11 protein-coding genes are annotated in these 24,157 nt (G+C 41.2%); 4 read left to right on the top strand and 7 right to left on the bottom strand.

The genetic code is table 11. The features are described from left to right. Position 1: 1 nt before the first annotated feature. From RMX98_RS26025 to RMX98_RS26015, 3 genes are all read right to left on the bottom strand, one after another. Complete coding sequence (locus RMX98_RS26025) at positions 2–124, bottom strand: hypothetical protein (protein WP_322680756.1); 123 nt, start codon at positions 122–124, stop codon at positions 2–4. Between the two features lie 125 nt (positions 125–249). Beyond that, positions 250–1,458, bottom strand: a complete 1,209-nt coding sequence (locus tag RMX98_RS26020; protein ID WP_322680757.1) for a 4-hydroxy-3-methylbut-2-enyl diphosphate reductase — start codon at positions 1,456–1,458, stop codon at positions 250–252. 123 nt (positions 1,459–1,581) lie between these two features. Next, positions 1,582–2,376: an SGNH/GDSL hydrolase family protein gene (locus RMX98_RS26015; RefSeq protein ID WP_322680758.1), complete on the bottom strand. Its 795-nt coding sequence runs from the start codon at positions 2,374–2,376 to the stop codon at positions 1,582–1,584. On the opposite strand from RMX98_RS26015, the gene RMX98_RS26010 reads away from it, so the two are divergent. Next, positions 2,363–2,518 carry a hypothetical protein gene (locus tag RMX98_RS26010; protein WP_322680759.1) on the top strand — a complete coding sequence of 52 codons (156 nt, stop codon included), beginning with the start codon at positions 2,363–2,365 and terminating at the stop codon, positions 2,516–2,518. The genes RMX98_RS26015 and RMX98_RS26010 overlap by 14 nt on opposite strands. A 75-nt stretch (positions 2,519–2,593) precedes the next feature. Here RMX98_RS26010 and RMX98_RS26005 read toward each other — a convergent pair whose 3' ends face one another. Next, positions 2,594–3,991, bottom strand: a complete 1,398-nt coding sequence (locus tag RMX98_RS26005) for an ammonium transporter (protein ID WP_409881024.1) — start codon at positions 3,989–3,991, stop codon at positions 2,594–2,596. Between the two features lie 499 nt (positions 3,992–4,490). Beyond that, on the bottom strand, positions 4,491–4,814 hold the full coding sequence (locus RMX98_RS26000) for a YnfA family protein (RefSeq protein WP_322680761.1): 324 nt from the start codon (positions 4,812–4,814) through the stop codon (positions 4,491–4,493). Positions 4,815–5,082: 268 nt separating this feature from the next. Between RMX98_RS26000 and RMX98_RS25995 the strand changes: the two genes are divergently transcribed. Continuing rightward, entirely contained in the window at positions 5,083–9,762 is a 4,680-nt protein-coding gene (locus tag RMX98_RS25995; RefSeq protein WP_322680762.1) for a GAF domain-containing protein, read from the top strand. Positions 9,763–9,882: 120 nt separating this feature from the next. Here the strand turns inward: RMX98_RS25995 and RMX98_RS25990 are convergent, their stop codons facing one another. Then, positions 9,883–11,439, bottom strand: a complete 1,557-nt coding sequence (locus RMX98_RS25990) for an acyl--CoA ligase (RefSeq protein WP_322680763.1) — start codon at positions 11,437–11,439, stop codon at positions 9,883–9,885. 694 nt (positions 11,440–12,133) lie between these two features. Here RMX98_RS25990 and RMX98_RS25985 point away from each other — a divergent pair. Both RMX98_RS25985 and RMX98_RS25980 read left to right on the top strand, forming a co-directional pair. Then, complete coding sequence (locus tag RMX98_RS25985) at positions 12,134–13,201, top strand: glycosyltransferase family 4 protein (RefSeq protein WP_322680764.1); 1,068 nt, start codon at positions 12,134–12,136, stop codon at positions 13,199–13,201. 199 nt (positions 13,202–13,400) lie between these two features. After that, positions 13,401–14,171: a WecB/TagA/CpsF family glycosyltransferase gene (locus RMX98_RS25980; protein ID WP_322680765.1), complete on the top strand. Its 771-nt coding sequence runs from the start codon at positions 13,401–13,403 to the stop codon at positions 14,169–14,171. 54 nt (positions 14,172–14,225) lie between these two features. Here the strand turns inward: RMX98_RS25980 and RMX98_RS25975 are convergent, their stop codons facing one another. Beyond that, positions 14,226–24,005: a CHAT domain-containing protein gene (locus RMX98_RS25975; RefSeq protein ID WP_322680766.1), complete on the bottom strand. Its 9,780-nt coding sequence runs from the start codon at positions 24,003–24,005 to the stop codon at positions 14,226–14,228. Positions 24,006–24,157 lie beyond the last annotated feature (152 nt).

Raw genomic sequence — 24,157 nt, 5'->3', positions numbered from 1 at the left:
GCTAATTCATAATTAATCCTTTATCGGCGATTACAAATAAGTAATCAGCTAAATGGGCAGCAATCTCAGGGTCAGCGTGACGAGTCAAATCATAGCCTTTGCCAATTTGCTCATAAACAACCATTTCTTCAATTTCTCACAAATTTTATCAAGCTAGTTTTGAGGGTTCGTAGTAAAGAATTTAGTGCTGAAAAAATCAAGACTAAAGTCTTTACTCCGAACTTGTTTACTTGATAACCGATCGCACTGTTAAACCAGTGCTGTTGTTGCTTTGACTGCAAAAATCTTCTCAATCACATCTTCTACTACCTTATCTGGTGTAGAAGCACCAGAAGTAATTCCCACAATAATTTCTCCATCTGGCAACCAGTTTTCTGTAGTTATTAACTGCCCATTTAATTGCCGATGTTCTATGGAATTTCGTGATTTAATCCGTTCAACAGTATCAATATGATAAGAAGGAATTCCCCGCTCAAAAGCAATTTGTTGTAATTGAGTAGTATTGGAGGAATTAAATCCACCAATTACTACCATTAAATCTAAGTTATGTTCTACTAACTCCAACATGGCATCTTGCCGTTCTTGGGTAGCGTCACAAATAGTATTGAAGCTTTGGAAATGCTGATTTAACTCAGTGGGACCATACTTCTGCAACATAGTCCGCTCAAAAAGCTTGCCGATTTGCTCAGTTTCGCCTTTGAGCATGGTAGTTTGGTTAGCAATGCCAACTCTTTCTAAATCGCGATCGGGGTCAAATCCTGCTGAACAAGCTTTAGCAAATTTTGTCAGAAATTCTTCACGGTTGCCACCATTGATAATATAGTCAGCAACATATTCTGCTTCTGGCAAATTCAGCACAATTAAATACTTGCCAGCAAAGGAACTAGTAGCGACTGTTTCTTCGTGCTTATATTTACCGTGAATAATGGAAGTATAATCAACTTTTTTATGCTTTTCTACTGTATTCCAAACTTTAGATACCCAAGGACAAGTTGTATCAACAATTTTGCAGCCTTTATCGTGAAGTATCTGCATTTCTTGAACGCTAGCCCCAAAGGCGGGTAATATGACTACATCACCACTTCCAACAACAGAAAAGTCTTTATTCTTTCCTTCGATAGGGATAAATTCTACTTCCATCTCCTGCATTCGCCGATTTACAGAAGGGTTGTGGATAATCTCGTTAGTAATCCAGATGTGTTCTGTGGGGAAATGCTGACGGGTTTCGTAGGCCATTGCCACAGCGCGTTCTACACCCCAGCAAAAGCCGAAGGCTTGTGCTAGTCGGATTGTCACATCACCTCGTTGTAGGGTGTAATTGCGATCGCGAATTTCTTGAATCAAGTTACTCTGATACTCAGATTGCAACTGGGTGGCAACTTCTGCTTGATGACCAAAGCCCTTACGATTGTAATTTTCTGAATGTTGCAGGCTACGCTTAAAAGCTTTTGTATCCATAAGATTTATCTACTTAAACCACTATTTGTTATTTTCTCGCGCCCAGACGCGATTTATACAGAGTTGTATTCAAAGATATTATCAGAGAGGGGTAAAGAGAAAAGGATTAGATGCCTTTACCCTTTACCCTTTAACCTTTTCCCCTCTTTTATCTTGCTGCGGTTTTAATTCAATCTCGCTATAAATCTGCAACGCAGAACGCCAAACTATATAGCCTTCAGGACTTAAATGCAAGCCATCAGTAGTAAATTCGTGACGGAGATTTCCTTGCTTGTTGGTAAACAGAGGATATAAATCGAGATATTTGACACCTTTTTTGGTGGATATGCTTTGTAGTTGCTGATTCAACTTGCGAATGCGACTATTGCTAACAGCCAGAAGTTTATCTCGTCCTTTCCAAGTTGCTTCTTCTGCCCCATGTGGCAAAATCGATTGGACAACAATTTGCGTTGTGGGATGCGTCTTTCGTAGGTAATTGAGAATTTGTCGCTGATTATCTAAAATTTCCCCATCGTTTATTCCCCGAATTAGGTCGTTAATGCCAATCATCACAAAAATCACCTCTGGCTGGGTGCGGTCAAATATCTTCAATCTTTTTAAGAGTCCATTGCTGGTTTCGCCAGAAATTCCTTGATTGAGCCAATTTTTACCTTCGGGTAATAACTCAGGGGGAAACCACAAACTTAGAGAATCTCCCGCCAGAATGCTTAAATGCGGAGGACGTTGATCGGCAGCAACCTTGGCTTCTTGCTTAAGGATGTCTACCCACTCCTGGTAAGTGAGTTGGTGACGACGACCTAAATCAGGTGTAGCAATTTGGCGATCGCTGTTCAGGTTGATTGGCTGTGGGGATGTTATTATCCCAAAAAAAGCGGCCAATCTCTGCTGTTGCCAAATTAGCAGAATGACCGCCAACATTAGGATGCCGTTGGTTAACAGCGAGAAAAATGCCCAGATAGGAAAGGTTTTAAAAGAAGTAGACACGGCTAGCGAAATTTACCAATTATTTGAATCAAATTTTAACGCTAGCGATCGCAAATTACCCAATATTCAAGTGTAAATTGGCGAGAAAGGGAAGCAAACTCCGAACTCAGCACTCAGCACTCAGCACTCAGCACTCAGCACTCAGCACTCTCTACTGAGTAGGGCGATCGCCAAACTCGGAGTTGTAACCTTCTTCGCCGTGTTCGTTGATATCCATACCTTGCAATTCAGCTTCCTCTTTGACTCGCAGCCCGACTGTAGCATCGATAACTTTGAGAATAATCCACGTACCAATACCTGCGATTACATAGGCAACGACAATTGCTACTAGTTCAACTATCAATTCACCGAAATTACCACGCAGTACTCCGTCTTTACCTCCTCCGTTGACTTGAGTCGTAGCAAAAATGGCCGTTAAAATTGCCCCTACTGTACCGCCAACGCCATGCACGGGATAGGTATCTAAAGCATCGTCAATTTGCAGCTTATGCTTGAAACTCACAGCATAGAAGCAAACAAAAGAGGTGATGAAACCAACTAAAATCGCTGATAGCGGTGTGACAAATCCGGCGGCGGGGGTGATACCCACCAAACCAGCAACAGCTCCTGTAGCTGCTCCCACTGCGGTTGGTTTACCCCGTAAAACGCTTTCCAAAATTAGCCACATTAAAGCCGCCGCCGCTGCTGCTGTATTGGTGGCAACAAAGGCTGTTGTTGCTAAATTTGTGACTACATTACCAGAAGTTCCACTAGCAGCAGATAAGGCACTTCCAGCGTTGAAACCGAACCAGCCAAACCATAGCAAGCCAGCACCCAGTAAAATGAAAGGAACATTGTGCGGCGGGCTAAGGCGATCGGGATGGGTTTTCCGAGGCCCAAGGACAATCGCAGCTACCAGGGCTGAAACGCCAGAACTAATATGAACTACTGTGCCACCTGCAAAGTCTAGGGCACCCAATCCACCGTACAAACCTAAAAATCCACCTTTCGCCCATACCATGTGGGCCAGGGGAGCGTAAACAAAGGTTGACCACAGGAGGACAAACAGCGAATAGGCGCGGAAACTCATCCGCTCAACGATCGCCCCGGAAATTAAGGCTGGGGTGATAATGGCAAACATGGCTTGATAAATCATGAATGCCTGATGGGGTATTGTACCGGCATAAGAGACGACTTCCGGCGGGTTTGACCCTTTGAGATAATCGGTTATCTCTAATCCGACACCATTCAAACCCAGCCATTGCAATCCACCGATAAATGGTAAACCTGGCGCAAAGGAAAGACTATAGCCCCACAAAATCCAGGTAACTCCGACGATCGCCATTAACACAAAGCTCATCATCAATGTGTTTAGGATGTTGCGCGATCGCACAAATCCACCATAGAAAAACGCCAATCCTGGTGTCATTAAAAGCACGAGTGCTGCTGAAATCAGCATAAATGCTGTATCTCCAGTATCAGCAGCAGGCGGTGCAGCAGTAGGGGTTTGGGCGAAAGCATTGCCCATCAACGGCCCTGCCAAAAACAGTAGGGTCATAGCCCCAATCATCACAATTTTCTTCAACACTTCTTTTTCTTCCTAAGTACCAATGATTTGTATACTTAACTACATTTGATTACTTTTAGTTACACATTTTTGTCTTTAAAGTTACTTAACCGGAATTTTCTTGAAATGTTAACAAAAATATAATTCCGATTGTAGTTGCCAAAATTGAAGCAAGGGTGTACCGAGGCAATCATTGCATCTTTTTTTTTGAAGAATAGCATTTTATTCAAGTGCTACAAAATTGCAAATTTTTAGTTACCTCATGTTACAAACCAAAATGATTGTGAGAATTGACAAATATTGTAGATTATCGCCAGTATTATTAAATAATTTTCACAAAAATTGAGTTCTCTTGATATCTCCTACATAAACGTGTAGATATGTACTTGGCTGCTTCTTACAGGTTGGTTACTAAAAAAAATTGCAGTTTGGCGTGAGATTTTATCTGTTTAAAAGGGAACAATATAAAAGTTATTGAGCAAAAATAATATAGAAATTTTACCTAAATTCTAGGTGCAAACATGATAATTAAAACACTCATTAAAGCTAAACATACTCCGATTAAGTCGTAGCGGTCTGGAGTTATCCCGTCTACCTTCCAACCCCAAAGCATTGCCATTGCGATAAACACGCCACCGTAAGCCGCATACACTCTGCCAAAATTTGCTGGCTGGAGAGTTGCAATAACCCCATAGAAAGCTAAAGCAATTCCCCCCAACATGCCCCACCAGAACGGCTTACCTTCGCGCAACCACAACCAGATCAAGTAGCCGCCCCCAATTTCAAAGAAACCAGCCCAGAAAAAATACAGGAATGACTTAATCATTTAATTGATTATTTAACAATATCGAACTCCGTGAAATTACGCTAACGTTTTTAACTAAACTATTGTCATTAATTAAAGTAAGTTTGTTGAACTGGGGATTGGGAATTGAGGATAAGGGGTAATGGGGATTGAGGATTGGGAATTGGGAATTGGTTATTATTCTCCTCCCCTGCCTCCCCTGCCCCCTCTGCCTCCTCTGCCTCCCCTGCCCCCTCTGCCCCCTCTGCCCCCCCTGCCCCAGTTCCCAGAATGTAGATAAGGCTTAAGGATGAAAGCACCATTACCTGATAACGAAGCACAGAGAATTGAGACGCTTTTAGAGTATAAGATTCTGGATACACCATCTGAAGCCGCTTTTGACGACCTCACCCGTTTAGCCTCGTATATTTGTCAGACTCCTATTGCCTTAATTAGCTTAATTGATACAAATCGCCAGTGGTTCAAGTCAAAAGTCGGTTTGGATGTCCCAGAAACACATCGAGATTTAGCATTCTGTGCCCATGCTATTCTACAGCCTGACGTTTTTGTTGTGCCTGATGCAACAAATGACGAACGGTTCGCCGCCAACCCACTGGTAACATCTGATCCAAATATTCGGTTTTATGCTGGTGTACCTCTGACTAACCCTCAGGGATACGCGCTAGGAACTCTATGTGTAATTGACTACGTACCACGAGAACTGAATCCAGAGCAACTGAACGCATTACAAACCTTAGGTCGTCAAGTCATTAAGCAACTGGAATTACGCCGAAATCTCGCAAGTTTGGTACTTGTCACTAAGAAAAGCAAACAGGCGCAGAGGGTACGTAAGCAATTTTTCAAAAAGATTGCAGCAGGTTTTGGTTTAGCGTCGGCAATTTTAGTTCTGATTGGAGTGGTTTCTTATCAAAATACAAAAATATCTACGCATAATCGCAGTATAATAAAAAACACTTACAAAAAACTCAACAGCCTAGAAGAACTACTGTCCCAGATAAAAGATGTTGAGACTGGACAAAGGAGTTACATCTTCACTGGAGAGAAACTTTATCTAAAATCGTATCAAGCAGCACTTACTAATGTCGATCAAAAAATTGCCAACCTGAAGGGTTTCTCAGCAGACCAACCGAACCAACAAAAACAGATCACAACGCTTGAATTTCTCATAATTGCTAAACTTACTGAACTAAAACAGACTATAGACTTGCGCCAGAAGAAGGGATTAGAGGCGGCGTTGCAAGTACTGCTGAGAAATGATCAACAAAATCTTATGGATGATATCCGCAAGGCGATCTATGAGATGGAGAACGAGGAAAGAATGCGGCTTCAGCAGCAGTCATTAGCAAAAAAAGCCAGAAACCATAACACAATTGTGATACTTGCGATCGCCATAAGTCTAACTTTTATCGTTCTTGCTGTAGTCTACTACTTCATCTATCGTGAGGTCATTGAACGGAAGAGGACAGAAGAAGCCCTAAATCAAGAACGCAACTTTATCTCAGCAGTCCTTGATACAGCCAGTGCGTTGGTAATAGTTTTCAATTCTCAAGGGCAAATCGTTCGTTTCAATCAAGCCTGTGAGCGAATAACGGGTTACTCCTTTGATGAAGTCAGAGGTAGATATAGCTGGAATTTGTTCGTAATCCCTGAAGAGGTAGAGCCAGTCAAAGCAGTTTTTGAGCAGTTACAATCTGGTCAACTTTCCAATTATTATCAAAATTATTGGGTAATGAAAGATGGCAGTCGGCGACTGATTGCCTGGTCAAATACTGCTTTAAAAGACTATGAGGGCTGCGTTGAATATATTATTAGCACTGGCATTGACATCACTGATGCCAAACGCGCACAACAGCATTTAACTGCACAATATGCTGCAACCCGCGTTTTAGCGGAGTCCACCACCATCAGCGAAGCTACTCGCCAAATCCTGCAAGGGATCTGTGAGAGTTTGGTATGGGATTTGGGTGAAATTTGGATGGTGGATCAGCAAGCAAATGTGCTGTGTTTTCTCGATATATGGCATAAAGAGTCCCTGGAAATGCAAGAATTTGAATCGCTGAAGCGGCAAACCACCTTTGCACCAGGAATTGGACTACCTGGCCGGGTTTGGGCTAATTCTGAACCAGTTTGGATTGCTGATATTGTTAAAGATATTAATTTCGCTAACTTCAAAATTGCTGCTCAAGTAGGATTACACGCAGCTTTTGGTTTTCCGATCCGCAGTGGTCATCAAATCCTTGGTGTCATTACCTGCTTCAACCGTGAAATCCTTCCGCCTGACGAAGATTTGGTAAAAACCATGAATTCTATCGGTGAGCAAGTGGGGCAATTTATCCAGCGTAAACAGGCTGAAGAAGAAATACAACGCCAAAACTTGCGATCGCAACTATTTACCGAAATCACCCTCAAGATTCGCCAGTCTTTGAAAATCGAAGACATTCTCCAAACCACTGTCCAAGAGGTACAAAAGATTCTCCAGACCGACCGAGTTTTGATATATCAGTTTTTGCCAGATCAGTCTGCAACCACCGTTACTGAAGCAGTAGTTTTTGGCTTACCAGCAATCAAAGAGGAAAACATCACTCCCTTCTATTTACAAACGGAATATCTACAACAGTACTATCTACAGCAGTACCGTCAAGGACAGATTTTTGGGCTGGCTAACTTGTATCTGCCAGAAGTTGAACAAACCCATCTGGAACTAATGCAACAGTTTGGGGTCAAAGTCAATTTGGTTATACCCATTCTTGTTAAAGAAGAAGTTCGCGGTTTGCTGATAGTTCATCAATGTGATGATTCCCATCACTGGTCTAGTTTTGAAACTCATCTCTTGCGGCAAATAGCCGACCAAGTAGGTATTGCCTTAGCCCAAGCCCAACTATTAGCAGCAGAAACTAGTCAGCGCCAAGAACTTGAAATTGCCCGTCGTCAAGCCGAATTAGCTTCTCAAACTAAAAGTGCCTTTTTGGCAAATATCAGTCATGAAATTCGCACTCCGATGAACGCTGTATTGGGGATGACCAGTTTGGTGTTAGATACTCCCCTAGACGCTGAACAGCGAGATTTTATTGAAACAATTCGCAATAGTGGAGACGCGCTTTTAAGTTTAATCAACGAGATATTGGATCTTTCCAAACTTGAGGCTGGAGAGATGGCTCTCGAAACTCTAGATTTTGATTTATCCAATTGTGTGGAAGAAGTGGTGGAATTATTGGCTCCCTCAGCCCATAACAAGGGATTAGAAATTGCTGCACTGATTGAGCATAACGTCCCTACCCAACTCAAAGGAGATGCCGGCAGACTGCGGCAAATTCTGATGAACTTAATCAGTAACGCGATCAAGTTCACCAGCGCAGGCGAGGTATTGGTGGAAGCCGAATTGCGTTCCCTTTCCCCCACTACAGCCACCATCCACTTTGCCATTACAGATACAGGTCTTGGCATTAGCCCTGAAGACCAACGCAAACTCTTTACGCCATTTACCCAAGTGGATGCTTCTACCACTCGCAAGTATGGTGGTACCGGTTTGGGATTAGCCATTTGTAAACAACTTGTAACCTTAATGGGAGGAGTGATTGGGGTAGAAAGTCAGGCAGGAAAAGGATCTAATTTTTGGTTTGAGGTGCTTTTTACCAAGCAAGTTGAGGCTGTTCTACCAAAACGCGAACGCGCACTTTTAGACAATCACCGCTTGTTAGTGGTGGATAATAACGCTACTAATTACAAAATTATTTCCCATCAAGCTACTCATTGGGGAATGCAGGTAGATCAAGCTGACAGTATTGCTGCGGCCCTCAAAGTTATTGGGCAAGCTCGTGAGCAGGGAAAACCATATCATCTTGCCTTGGTTGATATGCAAATACCTCAGACTTCTGGCATGACAATAAAAGAACAAATTCAAGCCAATTCTGCAATTACTGAGATCCCTTTGATTATGCTCATTTCTACTAATCAACGGCATGAAGTGCAGCAGATGTTTCAAATCGGATGTGCTGCTTATTTAGTCAAACCCATTAAGCCATCACGGCTCTTCGATAGCATCATGACTATTTTAGAAAATCAGCCGGGATCAACACAAGCAAGTAAAGGCTGGAGGCTAGAAAATACTGAAGAAATCCAAAGTCCAGAAACTTCAGGCATTCTTGCTTCTTCCTCTCATCTATCTACTAAATCCAAGTTAAGAATTCTCTTAGCTGAAGATAATTTGGTGAATCAGAAAGTAGCCTTAAAGCAACTTCAAAGTTTGGGCTACAAAGCCGATGTCGTTGCCAATGGCAAGGAAGTTTTGCAGCTATTAGAAAAAATTCCTTACGACTTGATTCTAATGGATTGCCAAATGCCAATTCTCGACGGTTTGGAAACCACAAAAGAAATTCATCGTTGGCAAAAGGACGCTTTTGCCCTGGGTCATCGTCCTGTGGTGATTGCGATGACAGCTAATGTGATGAAAGAAGACGAACAAAGATGTCTCAATGCAGGAATGGACGACTATTTGAGTAAGCCAGTGTTTAAAGAAAAATTGGCTGCGACTCTAGAGCATTGGACAGGCGTGATCGCTTCACAACAAAAGGCAGTTATCTATGAACAGACAGTTTATACCACAAACAACGGCACATTTGACCTAGCAATTAATTGGGAACACTTGCATCGCATATCAGGAAATGATCGAGAATTTGAATTAAATCTCTTGCAATTATGCGTTGAAGATATTAAACCCCGTTTAGAACTTATTAAAGTAGCGATCGCACATAATGACTTTGAGCAAATAGCACGAGAAGCTCATCATTTTAAAGGCGCTAGTGCCAACATTGGAGCCACAGCTATGTATCTAGCAGCCAACAAACTAGAACAAATAACTAACGACCAAGACCTTAAAGGCGCTACTAACCTAGTCTCAGAGTTAGAAGAATTTGTCAACTGTATTCAAGAATTTTTAATTAAAAATAAAACCTTGATAATTAAAAACTAAAAATTCCCATAAATACATCTTAGTTGCTCTGTATCCTTTTCTTTGTCGGTCAAAGATATCCAATACAAAAATGCTAACATCTTCCCCCATTACCCACTAAAGACGCAATTAATCACGTCTCTACTCGCCAATATTAAGCAATTTTGCCATCGTCAACCGTTGCAGTTTCCCGGTAGCACCACGAGGTAATTGATCCAAAATATAAACTTGCTTGGGAACTTTGAAGTCTGCCAACATAGTTGAACAGTGAGTTAAAAGTTCTTTTTCGCTAGCTTCTGCTTTCAGAACCACCGCAGCGTGGATATCTTCTCCTAATGATTTGTGGGGGACGGCAAAAGCCAAGGCTTCGGCAACGGCGGGATGGCGCAGCAAGACATCATCCACTTCTAAGGGAGAAATTTTTTCCCCACCCCGGTTAATCAATTCTTTAATGCGTCCAGTTAAGCGGAGGTAGCCGTCTTCATCCACAGTACCTTGATCCCCTGTACGGAACCAGCTGTTTACAAAAGCTGTGGCGTTAGCTTCTGGGTTGTTTTCGTAGCCATCTATAACATTGGGCCCTTTTACCACCACCTCACCCAAGCTTCCCAAAGATAACAGGTTGCCTTCAGAGTCCATAATGCCCACTTCTACACCGAAGCCATAACCTACAGTACCTGGTTTCCGCACTTTTGGCGGTAGGGGATTGGTGGTCATTAAGTGAGATGCTTCAGTCATACTGTAAGCTTCCACAACAGGAGCATTAAGAGTTGTCTCTAGTTGTTCAATGATAATCGGGGGCAAGGAAGCGCTACTAGAGCGAATAAACCGAAAGCGGTTAGCTTTGACAATTTCTGTGTTGCGGCTAGCGCGTGCCAAAATTGTCTGGTGCATAGTTGGCGCTGCGGAGTACCAAGTAGGTTTGTAGGTATCTACCAGTTTCCAAAACTCCAGGGCATTAAAACCATTGGGACAAACTAGTGTACCGCCCGATGCCAGAGTTGCCAGCAAACAGCCCACCAATCCGTGAACATGGAACAGAGGCATTAGGCAAAGTGTAGTGTCAGCAGATGTCAGTGAGTAAGCACCTATGAAGTTGGTGGCTGAAGCGATTAAGTTGCGATGACGAATCGGCACACGCTTGGGACGACTGGTAGTACCGCTAGTGTGGAGAATCATTGCCATATCATCGTCCCCAACCAAATTTTCCCAGTCCCCATTACTTCTTATCTCTAGTCCCGAATCCCCAGCGATGCACTGAGCTTGTCGTTCGCAAAGCGTCTCGAAGAGAAGTGTCCCCAGTTCAAAACTTAATGTACCGTCAGTGTTTACCCTAGTATTAATCAGCATCATGTCGGGTGTGACGGCGGCAATGGCTGCTTCTGGCCCTTCAGACAAGGTAATCAGTGCTTTTGCTTGGGTATCTTGGTAGTAAAAAGCAAATTCTTCTTGTTTGTATTTGGGATTTAAGGGTGCAGCAGTTCCACACAGGGCCGCAGCCAAAAAGGTAATAGCCATTGGTGAACCATTAGTCATGGCAATGGCAATGCGTTCTCCCCGTTTCAATCCAAAGCTGTTGAGTTGAGATACCAGTCCAACAACATTCTCGCGCAATTGCTTATAGGTTAGCGATCGCCCCTCAGGCATAACTAGGGCTGGATGATTGTCTTCTCCTACTAAAAGCTGAAATAAATTCATAAGTTTTTCCGCCCTGTAAACAAATAATTTAGCCAGTTCTGGGAACATGCCCTTGTGTACCTACTTGTGTACTTAGTTTATAATGGTTACTTTATGAATTAAACTCCGTTCATTTTGAAACCTAGAGTTTTCAAAGATAGTATATTATCGGCTCCTAGCTTGAGTTCTGAGCTTTACCCTAATTCCAAAAAACTACAATATTTCAAGGTAAACGCGATTTAAGTTTTATCGGCAAATTCTCGTAGATCGTCTTGGATCTACACGTGATACATGATATAGTTTACAGAGTTCAAAAGTAAGCATTGTTTAAGTGGATGTTTGAAAAGTTGCAAAAGGTCTACTATAAACACCCTCTTCAAACCTCTCCTCAACTTCTGAGAGGCTTTAAAACCCCTATACCTTCATCGGGAAGGAGAGTTCGTTTCTGACAATTTGCTATTGCTATTATCAAAACATACTGTTCAAACATCCTCTAACCCTTTCTATGGCAGAGTTTTGTTATGGAGGTCATGCTGTAAAATCAGAAAAGTGTAAATTTAAAGAATCTGTGAAGATGCGATCGCGCAGAGTCAATAGCAGTGGCTTTCAAAATTATTGTCAAGTCTGGCTCTCCATATAAACTATAGGAAAAAATTTCTTATCGTTTATTAATTATAGTGGTGTACTGAGTTTCAAAAACAGATTAATAGCAATTATGAGTCCCATAAAAATTATTATGTTAGGCGAAAGCTTGGATCGCCAAGGTGGAATAGTTTCTGTGGAAAAGCTCATTCTTGAAAAAGCTACCTCTGATATTCAGATTAAACACATTACTACCTTACCCAATGGTTCTGCCCTTCATAAGATGTTAGTGTTTTTGCAAGCAATAGGTGAGTTGTTTTGGAACTTATTAAACCAGAAAGCAGACTTAATTCACATCCACGTTTCAGATAGAGGTAGCGCTTTTCGTCATTCAATCACTACTCTTATTGGTTGGCTATTTCGAAAACCAGTAATTATTCATACTCATAGTGCTGATTTTCATTTATTTTACTCTAAACTTCCTCAATTGCTCCAGCAATGGCTCAGTTGGTCATTTTGTAAGTGTACCCGTTTTATTGTTTTATCAGATAGCTGGAAAAAATTTTATATTGAAAATCTTGGTTTGAAGCCAGAGCAAGTTATTGTTCTCCCTAACCCGGTAAAAATTCCCCCCCAAATCCCACAACGGATAAATTCTGAACAGATATTTTTCTTATTTTTAGGGCGTATTGGTGAGCGCAAAGGTGCATTTGATTTAATTAAAGCATTTGCTTCTATACCTGTTGCTCAAAAAAGCCGAGCCAAGTTAGTTATGGCAGGGGACGGAGAAGTAGAACAAGCTCGTAGTTTGATTCCTACTCTAAATCTTACTAACTCTATCACTATTCTTGACTGGGTAGACCAAGAAAAGCGCGACGATCTCTTAACTAAAGCTGATGTATTTGTGTTACCTTCCTACAACGAAGGTTTGCCTATGGCACTACTAGAAGCAATGAGTTGGGGTTTAGCAGTTATTACTACAGGAGTGGGAGGAATACCTGAGATCGTTACTCAAGATCAAAATGGTTTATTAGTTAATCCGGGGGATATTCAACAATTGTCAGAGGCAATGCAATCTTTAATTGCAAACGAAAATTTGAGAATATCTCTAGGAAATAATGCACGACTCAGAGTTAAACACTTGGATATCAACAATTATTTTGCATCTTTAAGGTATATTTATGCAGCAGTTATAGCTTGATAGCCGTCTGGATTATTAGTTTTACTGCTCTTTTGAAGCTCAAGTGACTTATACTATGTATTAAATATCAAAATTGAAAACTGCCCAATTAATTTATAAGGATAATAGATGTTAATAACAATAAAAGGAGCTATAGAGGTATTGTTTGTATTTTTGTAAATTTGGTATACTGGCTAATAAAATAAATCGAGGTACAGAAATGAAAACCTTTCCTGAAGTTAAGTTGTTTGATACAAGATTCCATAAAGTTAAAGTACAAGAATTAGTTGATTATTTAATAGAAGCAGCGAAAAGCCAAAAAAAGACAGTTGTCGCACATGTGAATATCAGAGCGATGAATTTTGCTTATGAAAAGTCTTGGTATAGAGATTTTTTGAATAAGGCTGATTTAGTATTTTGTGATGGATTTGGTGTATTGCTAGGAGCTAGATTCAACGGTTATTCAATGCAATCTATACATCGCATGACAGCGCCAGATTACATAGAAGATTTAGCATTAAGATGTGAGAAAGAAAACCTTTCTTTATTTTTGTTAGCTGGAAAACCTGGCGTAGTGGAAAAGGCAATTACTAAGTTAGTAGCAATTGCGCCTAATTTACGCGTACAAGGACATAATGGTTATTTTGATAAATCAGGAAAAGAAAATGATCTGGTAATAGAGAAAATTAATAAATTCCAACCAGATATTTTATATATTGGTTTTGGTATGCCATTACAGGAACGCTGGATTTCAGATAACTTTAACAAAATTGAAACTACTGTATTCTTACCTTTAGGTGCTTGTCTAGATTTTTATACTGACTCTGTATATCGCGGGCCACGTTGGCTAACTGATAATGGACTTGAGTGGTTAACACGCTTAGTTACTGAACCTACCCGTTTATGGGATCGTTACATTGTAGGCATTCCATTATTTTTTTATCGTGTACTTAAACAGCGAATTACTCAAGGAATGATTGCAAATCGCTAAATAAGTTTTTTCTAAAATTTGCATCAAGTGGCAATCGAAGAAATCTCACTTTTCTTACCACGGGCTACCAATCATAGTGAATGGTGCCCAATAAAACGGATGGGAAAGATTACCAACTATATTTTGTTGCAAGTAGGTTGCCATTTGCGGTTGCAAAGATACGCCTCGATTTATGCCAGTTAATTGATTACCTTCAATTCGTACTTTACCCTGAATCATTGCTAACTGTGCTTGTCGCAGTGCTTCTGCTTTAATTGGTGCAGTTTTTAACTGGCTATAAAACTCTGTCATTAGCCCTAAAGTTCCGGCATCTGAGACATACCACAAGCTAGCAATCGCTGACTTCACACCCGTTTGTATCGCTAACCCAGCAAAACCCAACTCCGCCTGTTCATCGCCAAAAGCTGATTTACAAGCACTTAAAACCAGTAATTCCACTGGCGGCTTATTCCATCCCAACTGGCGTACTTGATCTAACCGCAGTTTGGTATCATACAACTGAATATATGACTTACTTGATTGTCCAGGCACAAAGTCTACGTGAGTTGCTAGGTGAATCATCCCATACGGATTTTGTCGGCGTTGTGCCTTGAGATTGTTTAGGGTAAAGTCTTTATTCAGGAGGAATTTACCCCGCCACAGTTTTTGGACGATGGTAGAAACTTCTAAAGGCACTGCCTGTAAAGGACTTTGATTTTGCTCTTTGGTAAATTCACTAGCCCCCATTGCCAAGAGTTGGGAGTTTTTGATATCAACGTAGCTAGTATCAGTGAGGCTGAGACTGGGCAACATTCCCAGACTGTATTTTTCAATGAGAAACTGTTTACCATCGTGAAGTGCGGCTAAAGGAATAGAACGTAAACCTGATTCCATTACAAAAGCCAGATTTTTAATGCCTTGCTTTTGCAACTCTGCCTCTTGGGGCAAAATTAGCCATTTATATAGTTGCTGGGCTGAGATTAAATAGCTGGTAGTGCCAGCTTTGTTAACATCTGAAATTTCATTGTAAAATTTTTGAGCTACTCGCAAAACCTTCGCTCTCGTGACACCAGGAAGCCGCTTGCGGATAGGTTTACCCTCAGCAGTGACAACAACTAAATCTAGTATGTCTTTATCTTTTGTCGATATATTGCTGCTAGGAGTAAACTGTGCATAGATAATTGCTGGTTTAACGCCTGTTTTTGCCTGAATTTGGCTGAGGGCGGCGCGTGCATCTGCCAAACTTTTAATAGAAGTTTTGCTTGATTGTCCCAGATATTGGTCAAACTGGCGTGTAGCTTGTTCATCTACTTCTGCAAATGCTGTGTCAACTAAAGCGAAAGAATTGTTATTGGATATTGGCAGGGAAATCGGTGGAATGGGCGGTTCGGGTGGTTTAGGATCGTTGTCTGAAGAAGATGCGGTAATTATTTGAATATTGCCTTGTGTGTAATTACCCGTGTAAAATTTGTTAGGCGAAATAATATTGTTAGAGCTAGTAGTAATTGCTCCTTTTGTCCCATTAGTATCAGCGTTCCCAACTACAAAGGGTGTAGTGTCGTTACCACCGTGGCGGATAGTGACTGCACCGCTACCAGTTCCACCAGATGTGGAAATACTAGCATTGATGTTATTGCGATCGCTAAATGTCCCAGTAGCTCGAAAGAACTTTTTAGTTGTAATATCTACATTACCGCCAGTGCCATTGCTTCCACCTTGGGCATTGATAGAAGTAACTTCAATATCGTTATTTGGATCTAGCGTTACGTTACCACCATTACCAGTGGTAGAACTGGAATCTAACTCTCCAGCTTTGATACTAGTTCTTGCATTCAAAGTAACTGCACCACCATTACCAGCCAAACCAGTGGCGGAATTAGATGATGTATCTATTTTTTGGGTGCTGATAGTACCATTAGTGCTAGTCAAGTTGATTGCTCCACCATCACCTATAGCACCACCTTTAGTGCCAGAAAGTACATATCCTGTAGTAATATCATTTGTAGCCTTCAGAGTGATATCACCACCATTACCTGCTTTACCACCGTTGGCAGTTGTATCTAAATCTGTTCTAGAACGGGAATTTAACTCTCCAGCTTTGATACTGTTGTTTGCATTCAAGGTAATTGCACCACCATTACCTGCAAAACCAGTGCTGGAATAAGATGATGTCTCTATTGAATTGGTGCTGATAGTACCATTAGTGCTAGTGAAGTTTATTGCTCCACCATTAGCTGGTGTAGCACCCTCAGCACCGGAAAATACATATCCTGTAGCAATATCATTTTTAGCATTGAAAGTGATATCACCACCATTACCGACTTTGCCGCCGTTTGCACCTGTATCTGATGCTAGATAAGACACATTAATACCACCATCAGTACTTGTGAAGTTTATTGCTCCACCATTACCTGCTGAACCAACGCCAAAGGACGAGTAACCATAGGAAGTACTGACTACGTAATTTGTATTAATATCATTCTTGGCAGTTAAGGTAATTGCACCACCATTACCAGGAGTAGCGTTACTGGTACTACCAAAAGATGAACTGTCTAAATAATCGGTGGTAATACTACCATTTCTAGCAGTAAGGTTAATTACAGCACCATTACCACCGTTTGTGCCAGAAGCATCTAAGCCACCCCTGGATTCCAACCCGTTGAAAACAAGACGACTGATGTCAATATTGCCGTTACTACTAGTCAGAGAAACATCTCCAGCAGTAACAGAACCGCGAGACGATATACCACCAGTGTTGATGTTACCAAAAGCGCTGAGTGTAATTTTACCACCAGTATTTCCTGATGAATCTATCTCGCAGGAACTATAACTTCCACACAGTAAACCACCAATAGTATTGATTGCACCATTGCTACTGACGAGTTGAATTTCGCCACCTTTGTCACCACCAGCCGCGATATCACCTGTAGTAATGTTACCAGCAGCTTTGAGAGTGATGTTGCCACCGTTATTAGAGGCAAGAGTACTTTGAGTGAAGAAACCCCCCCCACTGAAGATATTGCCATTAGTGCTAGTGAGGAAAATGTTACCACTTTGTCCATTTTCGCTACTAGCGTCGATCACATCTTTTCCTGTAGTAATATCGCCTACAGAATTCAGAGTAATATTACCACTTTTAGTAATACCAACGGCAGATACCCTACCAGTAGTAATTTTACTGCCACTAATAATCGAAATATCTCCTGCTGTTAATACATCGCTTAATTGTTCTCCTGTTCCAAAATCATCTGATAAGTTAATATCGCCACTGGCTTTGAGGGTAATATTGCCAGAAGTACTGCCAGAATAAGAATAAGATTGGATAGAATTTGTATTTTCAATACCGCCGTTGTTGCTGGTGATATCGATATTATTGCCGTTTGTAGTGATGCTAGCGGTGGTAATTTTCTGGTTTGCTAGCAGATTAATTGAGGCATTGTCTGTGCCTATAATTGCTCCAGTTGCTATTATTGAACCTGCACCAGTTGGACTTTGAATCTTTACTGGATCTTGGAATGTGGCATTATTAATTTCAATTGCACTATTACCATCATTGCGGCCTATGGTAATAGAATTAAAGCCATTTTTGAAGGCGGCTAAATCAGTTGTGGTCAGGTCTAAGGTGTTTGCATCAGTATCGCTAATTCCACCAAGGGTAATATTTTGACTGGGTGTGTTGGGTTGCAGGAAAATATTACCACTGCCAATGAAAGAATTTGCGCCTCCTAGTAGGTTAATCTCATTAGCAGTCAAGCTAATGTTTCCAGAACCAGCTAAAACTGAACCCCCACTGGTAAAATTAATGTTGCCAGTATTGCTATTAAGGGTAATGTTACCGCCACCTGTAGTGCCATCAGTGCGGATACCCTGAGTGTTGATATCACCTTGAGCATTAAGATTGACATTGCCACCGAAACCGTTTGGAGAGAAAAGGTCTATTGATGGGAATGGTGCTGCGGTTGTGCCGATGGAGATTCTACCACCGCTATTGACTAGAATATTACCAGGTGTTTTGGCGATCGCATCCAGTTGTCCCCCAACTGTAATATCCCCGCTAGTAGTATTGAGAGTAATATTCCCTCCTTTGGTGGCGGTGGGAGAACCTGCACTAATACTCGATGCGACATTTATACCATTATTTGCCTGGAGTGTTATGTTTCCACTGGTGTTACTACCATCGCTAACTATCGCATTGGTAAAATTAATACTGCCAGCAGATGTAACGTTAATATCGCCCCCATTACCAGTCTGAGAAGCATAAGAGAATAAACCATTACCAGTAAAGTTGCCAGTAGTGGAAGTCAGGCTAATATTGCCACCATTGCTAGAACCTACATTGCTAAAAATATTACCTAGAGATAAACTACTTCCTAAAATAGAGATGTTTTTGCCTGCTGATGTAATCTGACCTGATGTGACTGAACCCTTACCCGCGTTGATGGTTGTAGTACCTAATCCAGTCAAGCTTAGTAGACTGTTAAAGTTGATATTGCCATTAGTGGTAATGTTACCTGGGACGGTTGTGTTAGTAGCACTGGTAATATTAAGGCTAGTGAGTGGAGTGATCCCACCAATAATGCCGCCAAAGTTAATATTGCCTGTCCCCGCAATCAGGGTCAAGTTGTTAGCCCCATTAACTGTGCCAGTAAAGTTAATATTTCCTGGATTATTGCTATCAGTACTAAAGGTGACATCGCCATCAAGTAAAACGTTACCATTTAAATTGATGTCATCGCCCTTTGTGGTTAAATTTCCAGAAGTAATGATATTTGTAGCATTATTGTTGCTGGTAATGGCAATATTTTTACCACTTACACTATTAGTATTGATATTACCATTGCTACTGGTTAAACTTACAGTACCACTACTAATATTACCTTGTGCAAAAATATTATCTGTGGTGATGTCATTAAAGGCATTTAGAGTAATATTTCCACCATTATTGATCGACACATTACCAACAGAGCCAGGGTAAGTACCACTTGCCAAGAAAGTATTGATATCAATAAACCCAGTGTTAGCAGTTAGACTAATTGCACCGCTAACTCCAGAATTGCCATAGGAAGAATAAGAAGTAGAGTAAACTTCACGTCCAGGATTAGCATTAATTGTGATATTTTTGCCAGCATTAAAAATAATATTACCGCCATTGCCAGCATTGCCATCACTAGCTGTAGATTTTGATGAAATTTCATTTACGAAAATATTCTTCCCAGCATTGATAGTAATTGCTCCAGCATTACCAACACTTGCATTATCGCTGCCAGATGTTTCAGAAGATATTCTACCTGTATTTATGTCTCCAGTAGCAATCAGAGAAATGGCTCCACCATTGCCACCACTATAAGAGGAAGCAAAAACGCCAGATTCTATACTTGGAAATGAACCTGTCATGTTAATGCTACCGTTGGTGGTAGTTATATTTACCGCTCCTCCATTCCCAGAATTACCAAAATTGCTATAAGCGAGTGATTGTATATTACCAATGCTAACGTTACCATTCGTAGTATTTATACTAATCGCACCACCATTTCCAGAATTACCTCCAGAAGTCAATGAGCCAGAACTAGATAGAATACCACCTGTAGTTATGTTGCCATTGTTAGCACTAAGAATAATGTTACCGCCATTGCCTGCATTAGATGAAAATGTCGCAGATCCAGAACTTAAACTATTTGTAATAATGTCACCGTTTGTGGCTGTAAGACTAATATCACCGCCATCAACAGAGCTATCAGTACTGGTGCTAATATTGGTGAGATTTATGCTTCGTCCTAAAATAGCGATCGCATCACCAACAGTCTTTATTCCTTGACCTGTAACGGCTCCTAAAGTGCGGATTGTCACTGGATCTTTGAATGTGAGGTTACTAGCTATATTAATTGCACCATTACCATCATTGCGTCCGATGGTGATAGTATTGAAGCCATTTTGGAAGGCAGCTAAGTCAGTTGTAGTGAGTTCTAGGGTGTTTGCATCACTGTCACTAGAACCACCAAGCGTAATATTTTGACTAGTGGTAAAGGGTTGAAGCAGTAAATTACCATTACCAGTTATAGAATTAGAAGTTAATGGTAAGTTAATCTCGTTAGCAGTGAGGGTGAGGTTATTGCTACCAGTTGCCAAGGAATTATTTAAGGCAATTGTACCTGTGCCAGCATTGAATTCTTTATTACCACTGCCACTTAAGCTGAGTAGACTGCTTATATTTATATCGCCAGTTGTGGTGATATTATCTGGGATAGTTGTATTGGCTGCACTGATAATATTTAGGCTTGAAAGAGGCGTAACACCGCCTAAAGCACCACCAAAGGTAATATTACCAGTACCAGCACTCAAGTTTAAATTCCCACCGCCATCAATTGTATTACCAAAGCTGATGTTGGCATTGCCAGAGTTAAGAGGGATATTAGCACCATTGCCAAGTAAGACTTGATTCAGGAAGTTGATGGGTTGATTGTTGGTGGTGATACCTGCATTGAGAGTTGTTGTGGCAGTATTGAGAGTAAGTGAAGCGTTGTCTGTAGCTATAATTGCGCCGTTAACAGCGATATTCCCAGTGGGAGAAATAATTGTTACTGGATCGTTGAACGTAACAGGGTTGATGGCGATCGCACCACTGCCATCATCACGTCCAATGGTGATGGAACTGAAGCCATTTTGTAGTGCGGCTAAGTCAGTTGTGGTCAGATTTAAGATATTTGTACCAGTGTCGGTAGAATCTGCGATCGCAATATTTGTAGTAGGTGTTTTCGGCTGAAGTAATAAATTACCTGTTCCCGTGACGGAATTAGCTGTAGATGGCAAGTTAATTTCATCTGCTGTCAGCGTCAGTGCATTATTACCAGCTGCTAATTTGCCATTTATGCCAATAGTTGCAGTCCCAGCATCAAGAGTTACCCCTGTTCCTAAAGTGACATCTTTGTTGAAAGTCAGGTTATTATTATTCGTTGTTATCCCTGCATTCAGGGTAGTAGGACTATCTACGGTAATATAAGCTTCATTTGCACCTATTACTGGGTTATTTACTATCAGCGCTTTTGTTTGCGAACCAATGATTACAGGATCTTTAAAAGTTACACTGCCATCAATCGTAATATTTCCACTGCCATTATCACGTCCAATATTGATGAAACTAAAGCCATCTTTTAAAGCAGCTATATCTGTTGTTGTCAGGTCTAAAGTTCCTATACCACTATCGCTATAACCGCCAATAGCAATTCCTTGGCTTAAACTGGATGGAGATGTTGTTATCCACAAACTTACTGTCCCAGAAATTGATGAATTTCCGCCAGTAAAATTAATTTCATTACCATAGAGAAAGACATTCTTGCCAATCAATTCATTAATATTTTGGCTACCATTCCTGGTAGTTAAATCGATAGTCCCCGCAGTGCTACTTCCTTCTGCACTTACTTTCTGAAAGGTTATATCATTTGCCGCGCTAACAGAAATATCTCCACCACTAGTAGAAGAAATCCCCGGTTGTGTTACGCTACCCACCGTTTGGGTTGGTTGCGATCCACTATAGAGGCTATTAATAATAACACTGCCTGTGATGCTATCAATGTCAATAGTACCGCTACTACTCGTTCCCCCTGTTGTGATCACACCAGTTGAAATATTGCCTGATGCTATAAGCTTTACATTGCCCCCAATAGCACTGCTAAAAGAGGTGAGCAACCCTGTACCAGAATCTAGGAAGAATGATGAGCCAACACTAATACTGCCAAGTGAATTGTTAACATTGATAGCGCCATTGTTGCTAGTGAGATTAATATTGCCACTTGTACCAGTCCTGGACTGTGCAGCAATATAATTATTAATAGTAATGTCACCATTACTAGTAAGAGTGATTATTCCACCACTATGATTTCCTTCAGCAACAGCATTAATATGACCCGTATTGATAATACTGCCGTTAGTACTAGTAACGTTGATATTTCCTGCATCACCCGATCCAGAGCTAGAAGGATCAATTGCTAATGAGCGAAGACTACCCGTATTAATATCACCAAAAGCATTAAGGGTAATTACTCCGCCATTTCCATTGGTACTTTCAGATTGAATTGTACCGCTTGAGAGAATAGAGCCTGTAGTGCTGTTAATATTGACATTGGCACCATTAGCATTTAAACCAACAGCCTCCACACTAATACCGGAAGCGTTGCCAATTGAAATATTTCCTCCGGCGTTAACATCAACGACTCCTGCACTACCTGTAGATGACGCAGTTGTAAACAAAAAACCAGAATTGATAGTACCACTGGCAGATAAGGCAATTAAACCACTGTCGCCTGTTGAAGAACGAGTATCAATATTCCCTACCTGAATACTTCCAGGTGGCAAACCCAACGGACTTAATGGCGATTGGAAATTAGTTGGTAGTGAGCCTTGAGATGAAGGGAAATTCTCAGGTGTAACTGAAGCCAAACCCGCCCGCAAAATTAAAGCACGGCTGCTAGTCAACGCTGTAAAATCAGGATCAGCAGCCGGAATACTCCCACTCGTATCGGGTGAATTAATCGTAATATCGCCACCCTTAATACTTCCCGTCGCCTCTACCTTCAGCGCTGCACCTTGGTAATTTCCAAACTCTACATCACTATTAGCCCGAATAATTGGATCGTACAAACTAACAAAATTACCCGCGCCTCCGGCCAAATTGCGAATTGAAAATTGCCCACCACTGAAAAAATGAGCATCCCCAGAAACATTACCATCGCTAATTAAACTGAGATTTCCACCACTAACAAAGGGTGTCTGCGGATGATTTAGCGCCAAGATATCAATATTCTGATTTCCTTGAATCTTGAGATTCCCACCAGCTTGTGCCAAAAAGGAATTCGCGACACTATCGCGTACCCGCACCGTGTCTTTAGCTAACAGGTTTAAATCTCCAGTTGTCAGCAGTTGACTCTCTGGTAGTGTCAAATTACGTGCAGCTGATAGGGTTGCTGTCCCAGATGTGACATTTTTGGCTACGACATCCCCAGAATTAACTCCAATCCCAGAACCGATAAGTTCTACCTGTCCCTTGCTGTTAACTTTCAAGGCATTGGCGTTACCTACACTAGCACCTGTTAACAATTGCGGTAGAGTTGCAGGATTAACTGATGTAGCTGATGGAGGTTGAATTTCTAAACTTAGCAGATGTCCAGGTTGACTAATACGTAAGAGGTTTTCACCAGGAACTGCGGCGATGGTAATGTTACCCCCTGGTGCTGATAGCTTTCCGGTACTAATGACCGTGCCACCGAGTAAATTTATGTTCTTGCCAGTACCGACTGCTAAGTTGCCAAAATTAACAATACTCCCTGGTTGAGAAATTGTGAAGGCAAAAGTATTGGGAGTTCCGACTAAAGTAGAGTAGTTATTATTACCAACTGCATTAAAGGAATTTGCTCCAAAACCGATGCTGTTGGCAGTGGTGGCGGTGAAATCGGCAGGTACGTTTAAACTGGCGTTGGCACCAAATACGATCCCAGCAGGGTTTATTAAGAACAGATTGGAATTCCCACCAGTGACTTGTAATAGTCCGTTAATTACTGAAGGATCACCACCAACGACACGCCCCAAAATGTTCTGAATATTTGGGTTGGAGAGAAAATTTGCGATTTGGTTGGAATCCAGCCCGAATTTTTGGAAGCTGTGAAAGAGATTCGCGCCATCTCTAGAAAGACTACCTCCACTGATATCTAACTTGTTGCCGTTGGGGGTGATAAGAGAACCTGTACCATCAGTAGCTGGTGTAATAGATTGTGCCCTCACGATCACGATCGCCTGAAAAACAGCAACCAGAGCGATCGCTTGAGTGAGCAAAAATAAACCAATTTTTTGAGCTACAGAATTCATCTAAATCCTTGTATAAAGAAAACTCCAATCTCACTATAATTTCGCCTATGTAGTAACATAAGCGACATCAGTACAAGTATGGAAGTTTCCTAAAAGATGAGATAAATTCTCCGATAGAATACTTATGAACTCTTCCTGTTTACAGATATCAT

The organism is Nostoc sp. DedQUE02 (assembly GCF_034531035.1).
Classification (GTDB): Bacteria; Cyanobacteriota; Cyanobacteriia; order Cyanobacteriales; family Nostocaceae; genus Nostoc.
The sequence above is the reverse complement of the archived record's forward strand: the minus strand, read 5'-3'. Positions and strand labels throughout refer to the sequence as shown.

Bases quoted from the DNA above. Each gene is read 5' to 3' on its own strand.
- RMX98_RS26025 (WP_322680756.1), bottom strand. From the start codon at position 124: ATGGTTGTTTATGAGCAAATTGGCAAAGGCTATGATTTGACTCGTCAC.
- RMX98_RS25985 (WP_322680764.1), top strand. From the start codon at position 12,134: ATGAGTCCCATAAAAATTATTATGTTAGGCGAAAGCTTGGATCGCCAA.
- RMX98_RS25975 (WP_322680766.1), bottom strand. From the start codon at position 24,005: ATGAATTCTGTAGCTCAAAAAATTGGTTTATTTTTGCTCACTCAAGCG.
- RMX98_RS26020 (WP_322680757.1), bottom strand. From the start codon at position 1,458: ATGGATACAAAAGCTTTTAAGCGTAGCCTGCAACATTCAGAAAATTAC.
- RMX98_RS25990 (WP_322680763.1), bottom strand. From the start codon at position 11,439: ATGAATTTATTTCAGCTTTTAGTAGGAGAAGACAATCATCCAGCCCTA.
- RMX98_RS26005 (WP_409881024.1), bottom strand. From the start codon at position 3,991: ATGATTGGGGCTATGACCCTACTGTTTTTGGCAGGGCCGTTGATGGGC.
- RMX98_RS25995 (WP_322680762.1), top strand. From the start codon at position 5,083: ATGAAAGCACCATTACCTGATAACGAAGCACAGAGAATTGAGACGCTT.
- RMX98_RS26015 (WP_322680758.1), bottom strand. From the start codon at position 2,376: ATGTTGGCGGTCATTCTGCTAATTTGGCAACAGCAGAGATTGGCCGCT.
- RMX98_RS26010 (WP_322680759.1), top strand. From the start codon at position 2,363: ATGACCGCCAACATTAGGATGCCGTTGGTTAACAGCGAGAAAAATGCC.
- RMX98_RS26000 (WP_322680761.1), bottom strand. From the start codon at position 4,814: ATGATTAAGTCATTCCTGTATTTTTTCTGGGCTGGTTTCTTTGAAATT.
- RMX98_RS25980 (WP_322680765.1), top strand. From the start codon at position 13,401: ATGAAAACCTTTCCTGAAGTTAAGTTGTTTGATACAAGATTCCATAAA.